Consider the following 16817-nt stretch of genomic DNA (forward strand, 5'->3'; position numbering starts at 1 on the left):
GCACGGCCACTCCCGCCGGGTTCCGCCGTACGGCCGCTTCCCGCCGCCTGCACCGTTCGCGCGACGGGACGCACGGAGTAACGGAATCGGCCACCCCGGCGCAGTCGTCACAGGGGGCTGTTCCACCCCGGACGTGACCGGCGGGTAAGGGGCCGGAGGCCGTAATCGGGTGGTACAGATTCCGTGGAGATTACGGAGGCGGAACTTACTGAACCGTAGGGATTCTGTCCGGCCCTTCCCCATGTGGGCGTATTTTCCGGACGTGAACGCGGTCATACGAGAGCAATGCTCGTTTTCGCACCCCCTCCCGAACGGTCTTCCGGTGGGGTAGCTTTCACGGCGCCGTGCAGAGCGTCACTACTACCGTCACTGTGGAGCGAGGAGCGGGGAGCGGGGTTTGCGCGAGTTCACCAACCCGCCGTTGGCGTCGGCGCCGCCGGTCGGCGGTCTGGCCGACAGCGTGTTCGAGCGTGCCCAGACGGACCCGCTGCACATCGCGCTGGGCCGCAAGGACGAGCTCGGCCAGTGGCGTGATGTGACCGCGGCCGAGTTCCGCGACGAGGTCCTCGCCCTCGCCAAGGGGCTCCTGGCCCGGGGCATCCGCTTCGGCGACCGGGTCGCCATCATGTCCCGCACCCGCTACGAGTGGACGCTGTTCGACTTCGCGCTGTGGACCATCGGTGCCCAGGTGGTGCCGGTCTACCCGACCTCGTCGGCGGAGCAGTGCTTCTGGATGCTGTACGACGCCGAGTGCACGGCGGCGATCGTGGAGCACGAGGACCACGCGATGACGATCGCCACCGTCATCGACCGGCTGCCGCAGCTGCGCCAGCTGTGGCAGCTGGACGAGGGTGCGGTCCAGGAGCTGTACGACGCGGGCGCGCACCTCGACGACGAGGTGGTGCAACGGCACCGGCAGGCGGTCACGCCCGACTCGGTGGCCACGATCATCTACACCTCGGGCACCACGGGCCGCCCCAAGGGCTGCGTCCTGTCGCACGGGAACTTCATGTACGAGGCGGACACGGTCGTCGCCCGCTGGGAGTCGGTGTTCCGCGCGAAGAAGGGCGAGGAGGTCTCCACCCTGCTCTTCCTGCCCCTCGCGCACGTCTTCGGGCGCATGGTGGAGGTGGCGGCGATCCGGCACGGGGTCCGCTTCGGCCACCAGCCGCAGCTGCACGCGGCGGCGCTGCTGCCCGACCTGGCCGCGTTCCGGCCGACGTTCATCCTCGCCGTGCCGTACATCTTCGAGAAGGTGTTCAACGCGGCGCGGCGCAAGGCGGAGAAGGACGGCAAGGGCGGGCCGTTCGAGAAGGCCGTCGAGATCGCGGTGAAGTACGCGGACGCCGTCGAGGCGAAGGCCTGGGGCACCGGTCCCGGACCGTCGGCGTCGCTGCGCATGCAGCACCAGCTCTTCGACAAGCTTGTCTACGCCAAGGTGCGCACGGCGATGGGCGGCAGGATCCGCAACGCGATGTCCGGCGGCTCGGCCATGGACCGCCGGCTCGGCCTGTTCTTCGCCGGCGCGGGCGTGCAGATCTACGAGGGCTACGGCCTGACGGAGTCGACGGCGGCCGCCACCGCCAACCCGCCCGAGCGCACCCGGTACGGCACGGTCGGCCAGGCCATCCCCGGCACCACCGTGCACATCGCGGACGACGGGGAGATCTGGCTGCACGGCGGCAACGTCTTCCAGGGCTACCTGAACAACCAGAAGGCCACCGACGCCACCCTGCACGACGGCTGGCTGGCCACCGGGGACCTGGGCTCCCTCGACGAGGACGGCTATCTGACGATCACCGGCCGCAAGAAGGAGATCCTGGTGACCTCCGGCGGCAAGAGCGTCTCCCCCGGCGTCCTGGAGGAGCGGGTGCGGGACCACCCGCTGGTCAACCAGTGCATCGTCGTCGGCAACGACCGCCCGTACATCGCCGCCCTGGTCACCCTCGACACCGAGGCGGTCGAGCACTGGCTGACCATGCGCGGCAAGCCCCAGATGTCCGCGGCCCAGCTGGTGCGGGACGCCGACCTGGAGACCGAGGTGCGGCGCGCGGTGGTGGCCGCCAACACCCTGGTCTCGCAGGCCGAGTCGATCCGTACGTTCCGTATCCTCGCCCAGCCGTTCACCGAGGAACACGGCTTGCTGACCCCGTCGTTGAAGCTGAAGCGCAAGGCGATCGAGAACGCCTACGCCAACGAGGTCGAGGCCCTGTACCGGGCCTGACATCCGATCAACTGATGTTGACCCGGAAGATCTTGTCGGATCCGTCCGGCTCGTTTCCGTTGTTGTCGCAGTTGGTGGTGGACAGCCACAGCTGGTCGGCGCCCGGCACCTTGGTCACGGTCCGCAGCCGGCCGTAGGTTCCCACGTAGTACGCCGTCGGGGTGCCGACGTTCTCGGTGTCGCCGTTGATCGGGATGCGCCAGAGCCGTTCGCCGCGCAGCGAGGCCATGTAGACGACGTTGCGGACGATGGCGATACCGCTCGGGGACGCCTCGGAGACGTTCCAGGTGGCCTTGGGGTTGGTCATCCCGGCGACCGAGCAGGTGCCCTCGCAGGTCGGCCAGCCGTAGTTGGCGCCCGGCTTGATCAGGTTCAGCTCGTCCTTGGAGCTGTTGCCGAACTCGGCCTCCCACAGGCGCCCGTTGCGGTCGAAGGCGAGGCCCTGCGGGTTGCGGTGGCCGAGGCTGTAGACGTAGTTGCCGAAGGGGTTGCCGGGGGCCGGTTTCCCGTCGGTCGTCATGCGCAGGATCTTGCCGTTGAGGGAGTTCTTGTCCTGGGCCAGGTCGGGTGTCTGGGCCTCCCCGGTGGAGACGTAGAGGTAGCCGTCGGGGCCGAAGAGGAGCCGGCCGCCGTTGTGGTAGCGGTTCTTCTTGATGCCCTGGAGGAGGATCTTGTAGTCGCTGAGCTTGGTGCCGTCGTAGGTCATGCGCACGACCCGGTTGCCCTCGTCCGCGGTGTGCATGAAGTAGACGTAGTGGTTGGTCTCCCACTTGGGGTCGACGGCGACGCCGAGCAGGCCGCCCTCGCCGTTGGTGGTGACGGCGTTCGGGACGGTGCCGACCTGGGTCCTCGTGCCGTCCTTGGTGACCTTCCAGACCTTGAAGTCGTCCCGCTCGGTGACCAGGGCGGTCTTGCCGTCGGGCATCCAGTAGGTGCCCCAGGGGATGGTCCAGCCGCTGGAGAGCGTCGCGATCGAGGAGGGGACGCCACCGTCGGTCGCGCACGCCTTCGTGGTGAAGGTGACGGTGTTGCCGGGCTCGGAGACGTTGCCGGCCGCGTCCCGGGCGACGACGTTCAGGCTGTAGGGGCTGTTGCACGCGAGTCCGGTGAGCGTGGTGGACGTGCCGCTGGTGACGGTGTCGTAGACGGTGGTGTCGCTGCGCACGTCGTAGGCGACGACCGCCCTGTCGTCGGTCGAGGCGCCCCACTTGAGGTCGGCGCTGTTCGCGGTCACGTTGCTCGCGGACAGCGTGCCCGGCTTGCTCGGCGGGATGGTGTCGGAGCTGGGCTTGGTGGTGCAGTCGACGACCGGGCTGGCGGGCGAGGTGTTGCCGGCCGCGTCGCGGGCGATCACGGTGAGGTTGTAGTCGGTGTTGGGGGTGAGCCCGGTCAGCGCCTTGGAGGTCGAGCTCCCCGGCGCCTCGCTGATCTTGTTGCCGTGCTCGTAGATGTCGTACGCGCTCACGCCCACGTTGTCCGTGGCCGCGCCCCAGGCCAGGGTGAGCGCGTCCTCGCCGATGTCCGAGCAGCTGGGCTGCCCGGGGCGGGACGGGGCCTGGGTGTCGGCGGCCGCGTCGAGGCTGACGCGGTCGAGGTTGGGGCCGCCGTTGGCCGTGGTGGCGGTGGCCCTGATCTTGTCGGTGCCCGCGCTCAGCGGGACGTTGACGGTCTTGGTGACCCAGGTGTTCCAGTCGGCGGTGGCCGGGAAGGACACCCCGGAGGCGACGACCGTGCCGTTGACGGAGATGTCCATCGGCCGGTCGGTGGAGGTCCCGTTGGCGTAGCGCAGGGTGAGGGCGGAGGTGCCGGCGGAGGCCGCGCTCACCGTGAACTCCACGTAGGAGCCGTTGACGTTGGTGTAGTCGACGAATCCGGTGCCGGTGTACCCGGTGTGGTTGGTGGCGACGGTGCCCTGGGAGATCGTCGCGTCCTCGGCCTGGTAGTCGGGGGCGGCCAGCGCGGTGCCCTGGCCGAGTCCGGCGAGCGGCAGCGCCAGGGCCGCCGCGACGCCGTACGGCAGAACTCTTCTGATGTTCACGGATGTTCCCCTCAGCCCGTGTACTGGGTGAAGACCTTGAGGTAGTCGTACGGCTGCTGCGTCACGCCGCTGCAGGCGTCGCCGTCGGTGCCCGAGCCGCAGGCCCGGTCGCGGTTGACGGCCCAGTAGGTGAGCCGCCCGATGTGGTGCTGCTGGGCGTAGGCGAGCATGGTCTTGAAGTCGGCCACCCTGACCCGCTCACCGGAGTCGTCGGTCTTGCCGTTCATCGACGACAGCCCGATGTGCGTGTAGGCGGTGGCGTCGCTGTAGCCGTACGCCGACTTCACCTGCGCTTTGAGGCCTTCCATGGCCTTGGTGGTGAGGCTGCCCATGTTCGTGGTGCCGCCGCCGAAGTCGAACGGCATGATGCACCAGACGTCGTTCGCCAGACCGGAGTTCGCGGCCCGCTTGATCATGTCGGTGCCGGTGGAGTCGGGGCCGCTGGAGGTGGTGCCGAAGGTGATGACGGTCTTCAGGCCCGGGTTGTTCGCCTTCACCGTCTTCAGCGCGTCGACGACCCGCTGCCGCACGGTCGCGTTGGACCACTCGGTGTTCTCGATGTCGATGTCGAGTGCCTTCAGCTTGTAGGCGTTGATCACCTTCTGGTACGCGCCGGCGAGCGCGGAGGCGCTGGAGCACTTCTCGCCGAGCTTGTTCCCGCTCCAGCCGCCGACGGAGACGACGACGTCACCGCCCGCCGCTCTGATCGCGTTGATGGTGGACTGGTCGCTGCCCCCGGTCAGCGGGCGGGAGCCGTCCCACTTCGGGTTGCAGGTGCCGTCGGAGAGGATGAAGGCGAGCGTGAACCACTTGACGCCGGTCGCGGACATCACGGAGGTCGGGTTCTGGGGGCTGCCCCAGCCGAGGTACTCGTAGGGGGCCACGGCGAATCCCGGCGAAGCGGCCGCCGTCTTCAGGGAGTTGACGGGCTTGACCCGGATGAGCCTGGTCTCGCCCGGACGCAGGGTCGCGCTGTAGGAGTCGGCGATCACGCCCTTGTGGGATCCGGACCAGAGGTCGGTCACGTCGCCCCAGCCGCTGAAGCCGACCTGCGACCAGTTCACGCTCACCGTGGCGTTGCCCGAGGTACCGGTGTTGAACAGGGCCACGACGTACTGCCCGTCGCTCTCCTTCTTGCTCCAGACCTGCTTCACACCGCTGCTCACGATCCGCTTCGCGGCGACCCCGTCCTGGTCGACGCCGATCAGCCGGTCGTTGGTCAGCATCGCCTTGTCGACGGGGTCGAGCTGGGTGAGGTCGGTGCCCAGCAGCAGCGGGGCCGCCGCCATCGACCAGAGCGTGAAGTGCGAGCGGCGCTGGTCCGCCGTCAGGCCCACCTGGTCGCCGTTGCCGATCTCCAGCGAGTCCAGGTCGTTCCAGCCGCCGGGGCCGGCGTACTGCTGCCAGGAGGCGGCCGAGTCGAAGCGCTTGGAGACGTGGGACCAGTCGGTCAGCGGATAGCCGCTGCCGTTGCTCCCCGGCCCGCAGTAGCACTCGACGTCACCCTGGGTGCGCCAGCTGTTCGCCAGTTTCCGCCAGGTGGCGGCGTCGGCGATCGGCAGGTTGTTGGACAGGGCGAAGTTGATGGGCCGTCCGCTCGCCCGCAGCGCCTTGTCCCAGGCCTGGACGTCGGGGATGTCGGCGCTGCCCACCCCGTCGATCTTCAGGTAGTCGACACCCCAGGACGCGAACTGCTTGGCCCAGGAGTTGACGAAGTCCTGCGCGCCCGGCTTGGAGTAGTCGATGGCGTACATGTTCTTGCAGTTGTAGTTCTTCTCGGTCGTGGACGTGTCCGCGATGTCCTTCGCGTGGTACGAGGTGCCCTCGATCGGCGTGTTCTTGGTGACGGCGTTCTTCGCGATGCCGGGGGTGACGTAGAAGCCGAACTTCAGGCCCTTGGAGTGGACGTAGTCGGCCACCCCTTTGATGCCGTCCGGGAACTTGCCGGTGTCGACGGCCCAGCGGCCGTAGCCGTCCACGGTGAAGCCGTTGGAGTCGCACTTCTGCCAGAAGTCGTCGAGGTTGACATAGACGAAGCCGTGGTCCTTCAGGCCGCTGGAGACCAGCGCGTCGGCCTGCGCCTTGATCTTCGCCTCGGTCGGCGTGCGGCGCACGAAGCTCCAGCTGGACCAGCCCATGGCGGGCCGTGCGGACTGGCCGTTGTCGGAGGCGGCCGCCGGGTGGGCGGTACCCACGAGCGGCACCGCCGCCGCGATGAGCAGGCCCGCCGCCGCGGCCGTGAGCGATCTGAACCGGATCACGACTGTCCCCCGTTCTCGGGTGTGGCGTACGACGTGCCGATCCACGCCTCGTCGACCCGCAGTCGCTTGTAGCGGGTGGTGTCGCTGGAGGCCGCCCAGGTGGTGTCGACCTCGAGCCGGACGTAGCGGGCGTTGGCCGCGGTCAGGTCGATGCCCTGGATGCCCCGGCGACTGGGCAGCTGGCCGGTCTTGACCGCGCTCCCCCAGTTGGTGCCGTCGTTGCTGACGTACACCTTGTAGTCCTTGATCCGCGCGGACTGCTCGGTGTCCGAGCGGGCGTAGGCCACGGAGTCCTCGCGCTGGTTGAGCCCGATGTACTGCACCTTCTTGGCCGAGCCGAGGTCGAAGGTGAGGTTCACGGGCAGCGTCTTGTTGTTGTCCCAGTAGGTGAGGTAGTCGCCGTCACCGGCCGCCGACGCGGCGTGCCCGCTCGCGGAGGCGCTCGCGCTGACCTTGACGCCGGTGAGGATGCCCTGGCGGCCGGCCGTCGTGACCTTGAAGACCGTGTCGTACGGGTCCCAGTTGCCGAGCCCGTTCAGGGTGAGCACGCCGCCGGACTGCGACCACGACACGGGCGCTCCCGTGCGGAGGTTGGTGACGGAGGCGATGCGGTAGCCGTTGTCCCGCACGCGCAGCGTGCTGGTGCTGGGCGGGGTCAGGACGTGGATGTACTGCCGGTTCGCGTCGTCCTTGGCGATGGTCGTCACGCCGTACGCGCCGTCGTTCCAGGCGCCGGGCTTGAGGCCGCCGTACATGTAGCCGCCGCCCTCGGTGCCGTGCAACGACTCCCAGATGGGGTCGAGGTAGGAGTCGGCGAAGTTGTTGAAGGCGGCCTGGTTCGATGGGAACTTCCCGTTGACCTGGGCGGTCTCGGCCATCAGGGCCTTCACCGAGGAGCCGACGTTGGTGACGAGGCGGCCGAGGGTCAGCATCTTGTCGACGGACGGGTCGGAGCCGTCGTACCACCAGGCGCCGGTCGAGGGCAGCTTGAAGTCGGCCTCGGTCAGGCGGGGCTGGGCGGTGTAGACGGCCTGGGGGTAGTCGTAGGACGGCGTCATGCCCGTCTTCTGCTCATTGCTGATCATGTCCATGATCGGCGTGTCTTCGTTGTTGTTGCTGAGCGTGTAGTTCGGGCGCTTGTCGTAGATCTGCTGGTAGAGGTTGTGGCTCTCCCAGTAGGAGTTGTCGTTGTCGATCCAGAAGCCCCCGAGGTCGGGATAGCGGTCCATGACCTCGAAGAAGTTGTCGTAACTGAACTGGCCGAAGCCGTCGTTGGTGGTCAGGTCGACGTTCTTGCCCTTGTAGGCGGAGTACGCGGCGGAGTCGAGCCACTCGTGGCCGCCCTCGTCGTGCCACTGCGGGTCGTTGGTCATGTAGAGGATGACCTTCATGCCCTTGGCCTTGGCGGCGGTGATCAGCTCCCCGAGGAAGTCCCGCTTGGTGGAGCAGGAGCCGGGGATCTTGGAGGGCCAGGGGCGGGCGTAGCCCAGCCGGCTGTGGAAGGTGGCCAGGACCAGGTACTGGGTGTGCAGTTTCTGGGCCTCCTTCACCCAGTAGTCGGGGGTCCAGCCGCCGTTGGTGACGTCGTTCTCCCAGGCGGTGCAGCTGGTGTGGGCCGGTGCGGTGCGCAGGCCCCAGTGCAGGAACAGGCCGCCGACGGAGGCGCGGAGGAAGTCCTGGCGGGGGTTCTCCAGGTCGAGCGGCTTCACTGCCGCACTACTGCCGCAGTCCTGGCCTCCCGAGACCCGCAGGGCGCCGCCGGAGGTGTTGTGGCTGTCCGTCAGGCAGCCGCCGGTGACGTCCTGGAAGCCCACGTCGAAGGGCGAGTTGCTGCCCTTCTGCGCGGTGAACCGGGTGAGCCGGATGCCGCTTGCCGCGTTGGCGACGAACGCGGGCCGGCCGTCGTTCGAGGCGAACTTGACCGAGCTGTCGGTGAACTGGACGTTGTCTGCGTTGTGCAGGTACCAGCCGTAGGCGGGCCGGGTGCCGATGCTCTTCGGGTTGTAGTCGGTCGAGTCGTTGCTCGGCACGCCCGTGGACATGGTGCCGTTGCCGCCGGGGACCGTGATGTTGACGTTGTTGAAGGTGACGCCGTTGATGCGGTGCCCGGACTCGCCCCACAGGGTCGGGCTGAAGGAGGGGCTGTTGCCGGTGGCGGTGATGTTGTCGTACGTGACATCACTGATCGATCCGACACCCGGGCTGTTGCCGCAGCGTTTGCGGGTGCCGATCTTCTCCATGATCGGCGAGTGCACGTTCGTCATCGTGATGTCGCGGTAGTGGACGTCGGAGATCTTCGAGCCGTCCATGGAGACCATGCCGAGACCGGACTTGTCGGCGCCGTCGATGCGGATGTTCTCGAACTGGTAGTCCGAGAAGTCGCCGCAGGTCTCCGAGCCGAACATCAGGGCGTTGCAGCACTTGGCGCCGAGCAGCGAATCGCTCACCCGCACATGCCCGTTGGGCAGCTTGGCGCCGAGCGCGTAGTCGCTCTTGAAGACCAGGGCGTCGTCGTTGGCGTGGATGGTGGCGTTGGTGATCGTGGCGTTGGTGGTGGAGATGACGTTCCAGCCGTCGCGGTCGCTCGCGGTGTCGATCGTCAGGTGGTCGGAGGTCACGTTGGTGCAGCCGTTGATGAGGGCCGCGAAGTGGCCGCCGCGGCGCAGCGTGAGGCCGTCGCCGAGCCGCAGGCCGTCGCACCGGGTCAGCGAGATGATCTTGTCGGCCTCACCGGTCTTCGGGTTGCCGGTGATCAGGTTGCCCGCGCCGTCGATGACGCCCTGTCCGACGAAGCCGATGTCGGTGAGCTTGTCGCCGTAGATCATCGCGTCGTGGAAGTGGCTGTGCCCGTAGTCCTGGTAGGAGTCGTACGGGTTGGACTCGGCCTTGTCGTAGGTGTCCGCGCTGGAGCCCTGGAGGGTGGCGCCCTTGTCGAGCTGGAGCGTCACATGGCTCTTCATGTGGAGGGTGTTCTTGGACTTGTAGGTGCCGGCGGTGAAGCGGACGGTGCCGCCGCCGGCCGCGTTCGCGGCCGTGATGGCCTTGTCGATGGCAGGGCTGTCGTTGGTGGAACCGTCACCCTTGGCGCCGTAGTCACGCACGTCGTAGACGGCGCCGGCACGCGGTGCGGCGGTCTGCGGGGCGGCGAGGGCCGCGGGGTGGGAGAGGCCGAGGACGACGGCGAGGACGAACAGGATGATTGCGGCGGCACTGCGCCGCTCGGCGGTGGGGGGTTTCATGGTGGCGGTTCCTCACACCTGTTGGTAGCCGCGGAGGTTGGTGAGCAGGAGATAGGTGTCCTGGAGCGAACCCGAGGTGTCGCCCAGGGAGCGGTAGATGCCCCACTTCGGACGCACCCGGTCGGCCAGGAAGGTGTCCACGCCCGTCTTCGAGACGTCGATCACGGTGGCGCCGCCGGACTTGAGGATCCAGCGGACCGAACCCGCGGAGCCGTTGCCGACCTTGATCTGGAAGTCGACGTCGGTCCATGTGTCGTGCAGCGGGTCGAGGTCGGCACGGCCGACGATGATGCCGTCGGTGGCGAGGTTCAGCTCGATGGTCTGTTTGCCGTTCACCCGGCGCAGCGACTGCGTGACGATCGGCGAGGTGCCGGAGCCGGGCTGCTTCATCTGCATGATGTGGGTGAAGGTGGTGGTCGCCTTCAGCGAGCTCGGGATGTACATCGAGTACGTCACCCGCCAGGTCTGGCCCTGGTTCCACTTGAGGTAGCTGCTGGAACTCGTGCGCAGGCCGGTGACCTCCTGGCGCTGGCGGTCGGTCGAGGTGTCGCGGTCGACCATGTGCATGTTGAAGCGCCAGTTGTTGCCGGTGGCGAAGATGTGCGGATGCCCGGCGGGGTGGGAGTCGGCGCGGTCGTCCTCGACGGTCTCGAACGCGCCCAGGCCGTCACTGCTCGCCGACGGCTGCCACTTCAGCTGCCAGGACGCCGCGTGTGCGGCGGTGGCCGGCAGACCGACGGCCGCTCCCGCGGCTCCGGCGAGCGCGGCTCCGAGAAGAGCCCTCCTCGATGTTGTGCTCATGACACTCAGTCACCTCGCAGTTGTTCGTTCATGATCAGGAAGGCGCCCAGACCGTGGAAGTCGTTGGTGGCCCGGTCACGTGCGATGTAGTACGCGTAGTCGCCGACGTTGGTGCCGATGGAGATGTCGGCGAGGTTGGTGCGGCCGTCGGAGCCGACCGAGAGCTCTGCCAGCACACCCTGGTAGCCGCGGTGCGCGACGGTGGCGTAGTGCGGGTCGAGGTAGCCCTGCTGGACGCCGCGGGAGAGGGCGTAGGTGAACATGCTGGAGCAGGAGGTCTCGGTCCAGTCGTCGGACCGGTTTCCCTTGTCCATCACCTGGAACCAGCGGCCGGTCGCCGGGTCCTGGTACTTCTCCAGACCGGCGGCCAGCTTGCGGAAGATGGCCAGGAGTTGGGGACGCCGGGCCTGGTTCGCCGGAATGGCGTCCAGGACATTGACGATCGCCATGGAGTACCAGCCGACGGCCCGGCACCAGTGCTCGGGGGCGAGGCCGGTCTGCGGATCGGCCCAACTGGCGGTCTTCGACTCGTCGTAGGCGTGCTTGAGCAGTCCGTTCGCGACCTGCAGATGACTGCCGTAGACGTACAGCTGCTTCGCCGCCTCGTCGTCGGTGTAGGCACTGTCGCCGAACTCCTTGCCGTACTCGACGAGGAACGGGTTCACCATGTAGACGCCGTCCGCCCAGAGTTGATGGGCGCGGCTGCTGGTGTCGGCGTGCCAGAAGCCGCCGTCGCTCGTGCGCGGGTAGGTGTTCAGACGGTCGCGGATCTTCTTGGCCGCCTTGCGATAGCGGTCCTGGCCCGTCTCGTGGTGCAGAATCACCAGGAGCCGGCCCGCCTGCATGCTGTCCAGGCTGTTAAAGGACTGGTCGATGGAGCCGTCGCTCTTCACGAACCGGTCGACGTAGTTCTTGATGTAGGTGAGGTAGCGGGGGTCGTGGGTGCGCCGGTAGGTGAGGTACTGGCCGTAGAGGTAGAGGCCGACCGGGTAGGACCAGCCGCCGATGGTGCTCGGGGTGTAGCGGGCCATGGTGGAGTCGACGACCGCGGTGGACCAGTCGGTGGCCGCGGCCGGCCTGGCCGGGGCGACGGCCGCGGCGAGGGCGGGCGGGGGGACGGCCGCAGGGAGCGCGACCAGGGGGGCGGTGGTGAGGGCGACGGCCGCGAGGGCGACTCGCAGGCGTTTCATGGTCCTCCTTCTGCAAGGGCTTCTCTGGGGGCGGCGGCCTCGGAGGTCCGGCGCCGGGGTACGAGGTGGTGGGCGGGGGCGTGGCGGCAGGCCGGGTCGGTGTTGCGGGCGTCTCCGGTGAGCGCGTACGCCTGGCAGCGGCAGCCGCCGAAGTCGGTGGTGCGCAGGGCGCAGCCACGGCAGGGCTCGCGCATCCAGGACTCGCCCCGGTAGGCGTTGAACGCCTTCGACTCCGCCCAGATCCAGGCCAGTTCACGGTCCCTGACATGGGGCGGGTCGAGGCCGGGCAGGGTGGCCGCGGCCGGGCAGGGCAGGACGGTGCCGTCGGGGGTGACGGTGAGCGAGATCCGGCCCCAGCCGCCCATGCAGGGTTTCGCCGTGCCGGTGAGGAGGTCGGGGGCGACCCAGACCAGCTCCGGTTCGTCCAGGCGCCGGCGCCAGCGCAGGACCGCCTCGCGGGCCCGCTCGACCTGGCCGGGCAGCGGCAGCAGCGCGGCGCGGTTGCGGGCCGCCCAGCCGTGGTACTGGGTGTTGGCCAGCTCGATCCGGTCCGCGCCCCAGGCCACACCGAGCGCGATCAGGTCCTCGACGGCGTCCAGGTTGCCCCGGTGCAGGACGACGTTCAGGCCGAAGGGCAGGCCCGCCGCCCGGATCAGCCGGGCCGCGCGCTCCTTTGCCGCGAACGAGCGGGCGCCGGCGATGCGTTCGGCGGCGGTCGGCTCCGCGTGCTGCACGGACAGCTGCACACCGCGCAGCCCGGCGCCGACCAGCTCTGCCAGCCGCCGCTCGCTCAGCCCGAGTCCGCTGGTGACGAGCTGGGTGTGCAGGCCGGCGGTGTCGGCGGCGCCGACCAACTCGGTCAGATCACGTCTGAGCAGCGGCTCGCCACCGGACAGGTGGGTCTGGACGACGCCCAGTTCACCAGCCTGCCGGAACACCTCGCTCCACTGCCCGGTCTCCAGCTCCGCTGACCGACCGATCAGTCGGACAGGATTCGAGCAGTAGCCGCAGCGCAGCGGACAGGCGTGGGTGAGTTCGGCGAGCAGCGCCCAGGGCGGCGCCGGTCTGCCCGGCTCCGGGGTCGTCATCGCAGCCATCCCTCCTTCCGTAACGCCGTCAGGAACTCCGGGACCTCGGCCGCGACCGGGGCGCCCGGGAACGCCTCGGCCAGTTCGGCGACGATCTCCGGGACCGCCCGGCTGCCGTCGCACAGCCGGAGCACCCCGCCCGCCCGGCCGTGCAGCACGACCACGCGCTCGGGCAGCAGCAACAGGTCCGTGCCACGGACCCGGTCGTGGCGCAGTACGACCGCGCGGGCGAGGACGGGCCGCCAGGTCATGGCCCGCCGCCGTCCCGGGCGTCGCCCCAGCCACCGGTGTCCCCGCGGTCGACGGCGTCGAGCAGTGCCCACAGCACCTCGCACTTGTAGGCGAGCGCGGCCACGGCGCGCTGCTGCTCCTCGCGGGTGCGGGCCCAGGCCTGGACCAGCGCGAGGGCCTCCGCGCCGTCCCGGGCGCCCTGGTCGACGCGGGTGCGGAAGTAGCCGAGGCCGGCCGGGTCGATCCACGGGTAGTGGCGTTCGAAGGCGGTGATGCGGGTGCGCATGAGACCGGGCGCGGACAGTTCGGTGAGGGAGGCGGCGACCGCGTCCAGGGCGGGGCGCAGCCGGCAGAAGGTGACGTACCCCTCGACCGCGAAGCGCACCCCGGGCAGCACCCGGGAGCTGTCCCACAGTTGTTCGCGGGGGACCCCGGCGGCCTCGCCGAGGCGCAGCCAGCGCTCGATGCCGCCCTCGCCCTCGGCGTTGCCGTCGTGGTCGCGGATGCGCCGCAGCCATGGACGGCGCAGTGCCGGCCGGTCAAGTTTGGCGAGGATCAGGGCGTCCTTGACGGGGATGTGGCGCTGGTAGTGGAAGCGGTTGGTGATCCAGCGGCGCAGTTCGGCCGGGGTCAACTCACCCCGGTGCATGCGCTGGTTGAAGGGGTGCCGGTCGTGGTAGCGGTCGGCGGTGACGGCGCGCAGCCGTTCGGTGAACTCCGGGACCGGCCAGGGGTCGGCGGCCGTCCCGGCGTGGACGGCGGTGACGGTCATGATGGCTCACCCAGGACGGATCAGCGGTCGCCGAGGGCGTAGCCGGTCACTTCCAGGGCGGTCTCCACGACCTGGTAACCAGGGCTTCGCCAGACCTTTTCATCCGATGTCTGCGGGGCGGCGGGCTCCGACTGACGGTCCTCGGAGGTCGTCTCGTTCATGGGGTGGATACCTGCTTTCCTGAGGTTGGGGGGATCTCAGAGTGCAGAGAGAGGGGTCTCCTCTCACAGGGATCGATCGGAAAACCCACAAGGATGTTCACATCCCTGTACCGGGTTCAGTGATAGGTCCGACGATGCGCACCAGAGTCTCGGCAGAGACGGGCCGCGGTCAATGGTCCGGACCCATAACGTCGGATGCATTTCCGGCCAATCTCCACCCGCGGCGGCTGAGCCACCGGCCAGTTCCGGCAGATTCCGCGGTCAGGAATGCGTCGGGCCCGGTGATCGTTGACGATGGGAGTACCACCTGTCGACAACCTAAGGATCGAGAGCTCGTGAGCAGCAAGGTCCCCCCGAAAATCCTCAACAACGGCGTCGAGATGCCCCAGCTGGGCTTCGGCGTGTGGCAGGTGCCGGACGACGAGGCCGAGCGGGCCGTCGCCACGGCGCTGGAGGCCGGGTACCGCAGCATCGACACAGCGGCGATCTACGGCAACGAAGAAGGCACCGGCAAGGCGATCGCCGCGTCCGGCGTGCCGCGCGAGGACATCTTCGTCACCACCAAGCTCTGGAACGCCGACCACGGGTACGACGCCACCCTGCGCGCCTTCGACGCGTCGCTGGCGAAGCTGGGCCTGGACTACCTGGACCTGTACCTCATCCACTGGCCGCTGCCGGGCCGGGGCAAGTACATCGACTCGTACAAGGCGTTCGAGAAGCTGCACGCCGACGGCCGCATCAAGGCGATCGGCGTCTCCAACTTCCTTCCGGAGCACCTGGAGCGGCTGATCGCGGAGACGTCGGTCATCCCGGCGGTCAACCAGATCGAACTGCACCCGCATCTGCAGCAGCACGCGTCCCGGGAGTTCCACGAGGAGCAGGGCATCGCCACCGAGGCCTGGTCACCGCTCGGCCAGGGCAAGGGCCTCCTGGAGGTGCCGGCGATCGTCGCGATCGCGCAGAAGCACAACCGCACTCCGGCCCAGGTCGTGCTGCGCTGGCACGTCCAGCTCGGCAACGTCGTGATCCCGAAGTCCGTGACCCCGTCCCGGATCAGGGAGAACATCCAGGTCTTCGACTTCAGCCTGGACACCGAGGACCTCGCGGCGATCAGCGCGCTCAACGAGGACCGGCGCATCGGCCCGGACCCGGCCACCTTCGACGTGGGCTGAGCCCGAGCCCGGCCCGCGAGCGGCCGTTCCGCCGTCCACACGGCGGGGCGGCCGTTCGTGTTTCCCGACTCCCCCGCGGGGCCCGTCAGTCGGGGCGGACGTCCGCGTGCAGGACCTCGAACTCCTCCAGGCCGACCACGGTCACGCGCGCCTTGGCCGCGTCCGCGCGCCGGGCCTCGGCCTGGCCGGCGCGTGAGGCGGCCATCGACGCGCGGTCGACGAAGATCGAGCCGACCATGCCCCGGCCCCGCTGCCGGGCGACGAACAAGGAGCACCGGGCGAAGCCGGGCAGCGCTTCCAGCCGGGGCACCGCCGAGGAGCGGAAGGTCTCGGCGAACAGGTCCGTGTCGGCGGGGTCGAACTCCACCCGGGTGGAGCGCATGCCACCGGCCGTTCTCGGCTGTTGCACGGCGTGGAAGACGGCGACCTCGTAGTTCTCGACGGCGACGGTGCCGGCGAACGGTTCCAGCATCGGCCTGCGCCGCTGGCGCATCACCTGGTCGCTGTTACGCCGGGCCGCCTCGGTGCCCCACCAGCTCACCGCGAGCAGTTTGCCCAGCTCCCGGTCGATGAAGACGCCCGCGCCCCGGTACTCGGGACGTTCTTCGAGCAGTTCGCGCCCTTCGCTGTTCAGTGCCCTGACGGCCGCTTCGAGCTTGGCCGGATCGCCGGTGACGTACACCGTGCGTACGAACATGACCCCTCGCCTCCCAGGAGCCACGGGAGCCACCGCTCGACCTCCGCACGGCTCCTGCGCAAATATCCGGAATGTCCTGCCCCACCAGTGTTCCGCGGGGCTCATATCACCGCAATGCGCGAGAAATCACCGAGTGGACATCCAGGGGTTGACGCGGACATGCAGCCGGGTCCACCTTGTACGCGACCCGGTCAGGAAACTTTCCTAACAGAAGGGCCCCCCACACTGCGCATCCGAACACTGACCCTCGCCGCGGCCTCCGGGGCCGCACTGCTCGCCGCCGGAGTGCTGCCCGCGAGCGCGTCCGGCGCCGTCGCACCGAAGTCCGCCCAGGAGGGCTCGGTCAGCGCGGCCGACCTGCTCGCCAAGGTGAAGTCCTGTTCCCAGATCTCCAGCGGCAAGTACAAGACCGACGACGAGACGTCGGCCACGATTCCCGTCTGCGGCAAGAACGGCGCGGTCTTCTGGAAGGCCGACATGGACATCGACTGCGACGGGCAGCGCACGACCAACTGCAACGAGGACCGCGACCCCTGGTACCAGGACGACACCGCCTTCCACCAGTCCGACGGCAAGCCGCTGAAGGCCGAGTCGCTGCCGTACATCGTGGTCCCCAGCTCCAGCAGCATCTGGAACTACTCCAGTGCCGGCATCAAGGGCGGCGGCGTGGTCGCCGTGATCTACAACAACAAGGTCGAGTACGCGGTGGTCGGCGACACCGGCCCCACGAAGATCATCGGCGAGGCCTCGTACGCCACCGCCAAGGCGCTCGGCATCGACCCCGACCCGGCGACCGGCGGCGCGGACTCCGGCGTGACCTACATCCTGTTCAAGAACTCCAAGGTGTCCCCCATAGAGAGTCACAGCGCGGCGGTGACCCTCGGCGACTCGCTGGCCAAGCAGTTCCTGGCGAACAACTGACCGAGGCGCTTGCGCCGCGCCA

13 protein-coding genes are annotated in these 16817 nt (G+C 68.9%); 3 read left to right on the forward strand and 10 right to left on the reverse strand.

Annotated features, from left to right (window positions below; translation table 11 throughout):
• Positions 1-397 precede the first annotated feature (397 nt).
• Entirely contained in the window at positions 398-2224 is a 1827-nt protein-coding gene (locus JF597_RS15205) for a long-chain fatty acid--CoA ligase (protein ID WP_293994396.1), read from the forward strand.
• Positions 2225-2231: 7 nt separating this feature from the next.
• Here the strand turns inward: JF597_RS15205 and JF597_RS15210 are convergent, their stop codons facing one another.
• The 9 genes from JF597_RS15210 to JF597_RS15250 are packed head-to-tail and all read right to left on the reverse strand — an operon-like array spanning position 2232 to position 14005.
• On the reverse strand, positions 2232-4262 hold the full coding sequence (locus tag JF597_RS15210; RefSeq protein ID WP_293994398.1) for a PQQ-dependent sugar dehydrogenase: 2031 nt from the start codon (positions 4260-4262) through the stop codon (positions 2232-2234).
• An 11-nt stretch (positions 4263-4273) separates the two neighbouring features.
• Entirely contained in the window at positions 4274-6523 is a 2250-nt protein-coding gene (locus JF597_RS15215) for an alpha-galactosidase (protein ID WP_293994401.1), read from the reverse strand.
• The gene (locus JF597_RS15220; protein ID WP_293994404.1) at positions 6520-9762 is read right to left on the reverse strand and encodes a glycosyl hydrolase family 28 protein; all 3243 of its coding nucleotides are present in this window, start codon (positions 9760-9762) and stop codon (positions 6520-6522) included. The genes JF597_RS15215 and JF597_RS15220 overlap by 4 nt, the downstream gene beginning before the upstream one ends.
• Positions 9763-9774: 12 nt before the next feature.
• Positions 9775-10563, reverse strand: a complete 789-nt coding sequence (locus JF597_RS15225) for a heparin lyase I family protein (RefSeq protein ID WP_293994406.1) — start codon at positions 10561-10563, stop codon at positions 9775-9777.
• Between the two features lie 5 nt (positions 10564-10568).
• Positions 10569-11753 (reverse strand): glycoside hydrolase family 88 protein, encoded by a 1185-nt coding sequence (locus JF597_RS15230; RefSeq protein ID WP_293994409.1) that lies wholly within the window; start codon positions 11751-11753, stop codon positions 10569-10571.
• Positions 11750-12841, reverse strand: a complete 1092-nt coding sequence (gene pqqE, locus JF597_RS15235; RefSeq protein ID WP_293994411.1) for a pyrroloquinoline quinone biosynthesis protein PqqE — start codon at positions 12839-12841, stop codon at positions 11750-11752. Before pqqE ends, JF597_RS15230 begins: the two co-directional genes overlap by 4 nt.
• Positions 12838-13092, reverse strand: coding sequence for a pyrroloquinoline quinone biosynthesis peptide chaperone PqqD (gene pqqD, locus JF597_RS15240; RefSeq protein WP_293994413.1), 255 nt, complete (start codon positions 13090-13092; stop codon positions 12838-12840). Before pqqD ends, pqqE begins: the two co-directional genes overlap by 4 nt.
• Positions 13089-13844 (reverse strand): pyrroloquinoline-quinone synthase PqqC, encoded by a 756-nt coding sequence (gene pqqC / locus JF597_RS15245; protein ID WP_293994416.1) that lies wholly within the window; start codon positions 13842-13844, stop codon positions 13089-13091. The genes pqqD and pqqC overlap by 4 nt, the downstream gene beginning before the upstream one ends.
• Before the next feature lie 20 nt (positions 13845-13864).
• Positions 13865-14005, reverse strand: coding sequence for a pyrroloquinoline quinone precursor peptide PqqA (locus JF597_RS15250; protein WP_293994418.1), 141 nt, complete (start codon positions 14003-14005; stop codon positions 13865-13867).
• Between the two features lie 335 nt (positions 14006-14340).
• Here JF597_RS15250 and JF597_RS15255 point away from each other — a divergent pair, with 335 nt between their 5' ends.
• Positions 14341-15177, forward strand: coding sequence for an aldo/keto reductase (locus JF597_RS15255; RefSeq protein WP_293994421.1), 837 nt, complete (start codon positions 14341-14343; stop codon positions 15175-15177).
• An 85-nt stretch (positions 15178-15262) separates the two neighbouring features.
• Here JF597_RS15255 and JF597_RS15260 read toward each other — a convergent pair whose 3' ends face one another.
• Entirely contained in the window at positions 15263-15874 is a 612-nt protein-coding gene (locus JF597_RS15260) for a hypothetical protein (protein WP_293994423.1), read from the reverse strand.
• Between the two features lie 225 nt (positions 15875-16099).
• Here JF597_RS15260 and JF597_RS15265 point away from each other — a divergent pair, with 225 nt between their 5' ends.
• Positions 16100-16795 (forward strand): glycoside hydrolase family 75 protein, encoded by a 696-nt coding sequence (locus JF597_RS15265; protein WP_293994586.1) that lies wholly within the window; start codon positions 16100-16102, stop codon positions 16793-16795.
• Positions 16796-16817 lie beyond the last annotated feature (22 nt).

Source organism: Streptomyces sp. (assembly GCF_019510245.1).
Taxonomy (GTDB): domain Bacteria; phylum Actinomycetota; class Actinomycetes; order Streptomycetales; family Streptomycetaceae; genus Streptomyces.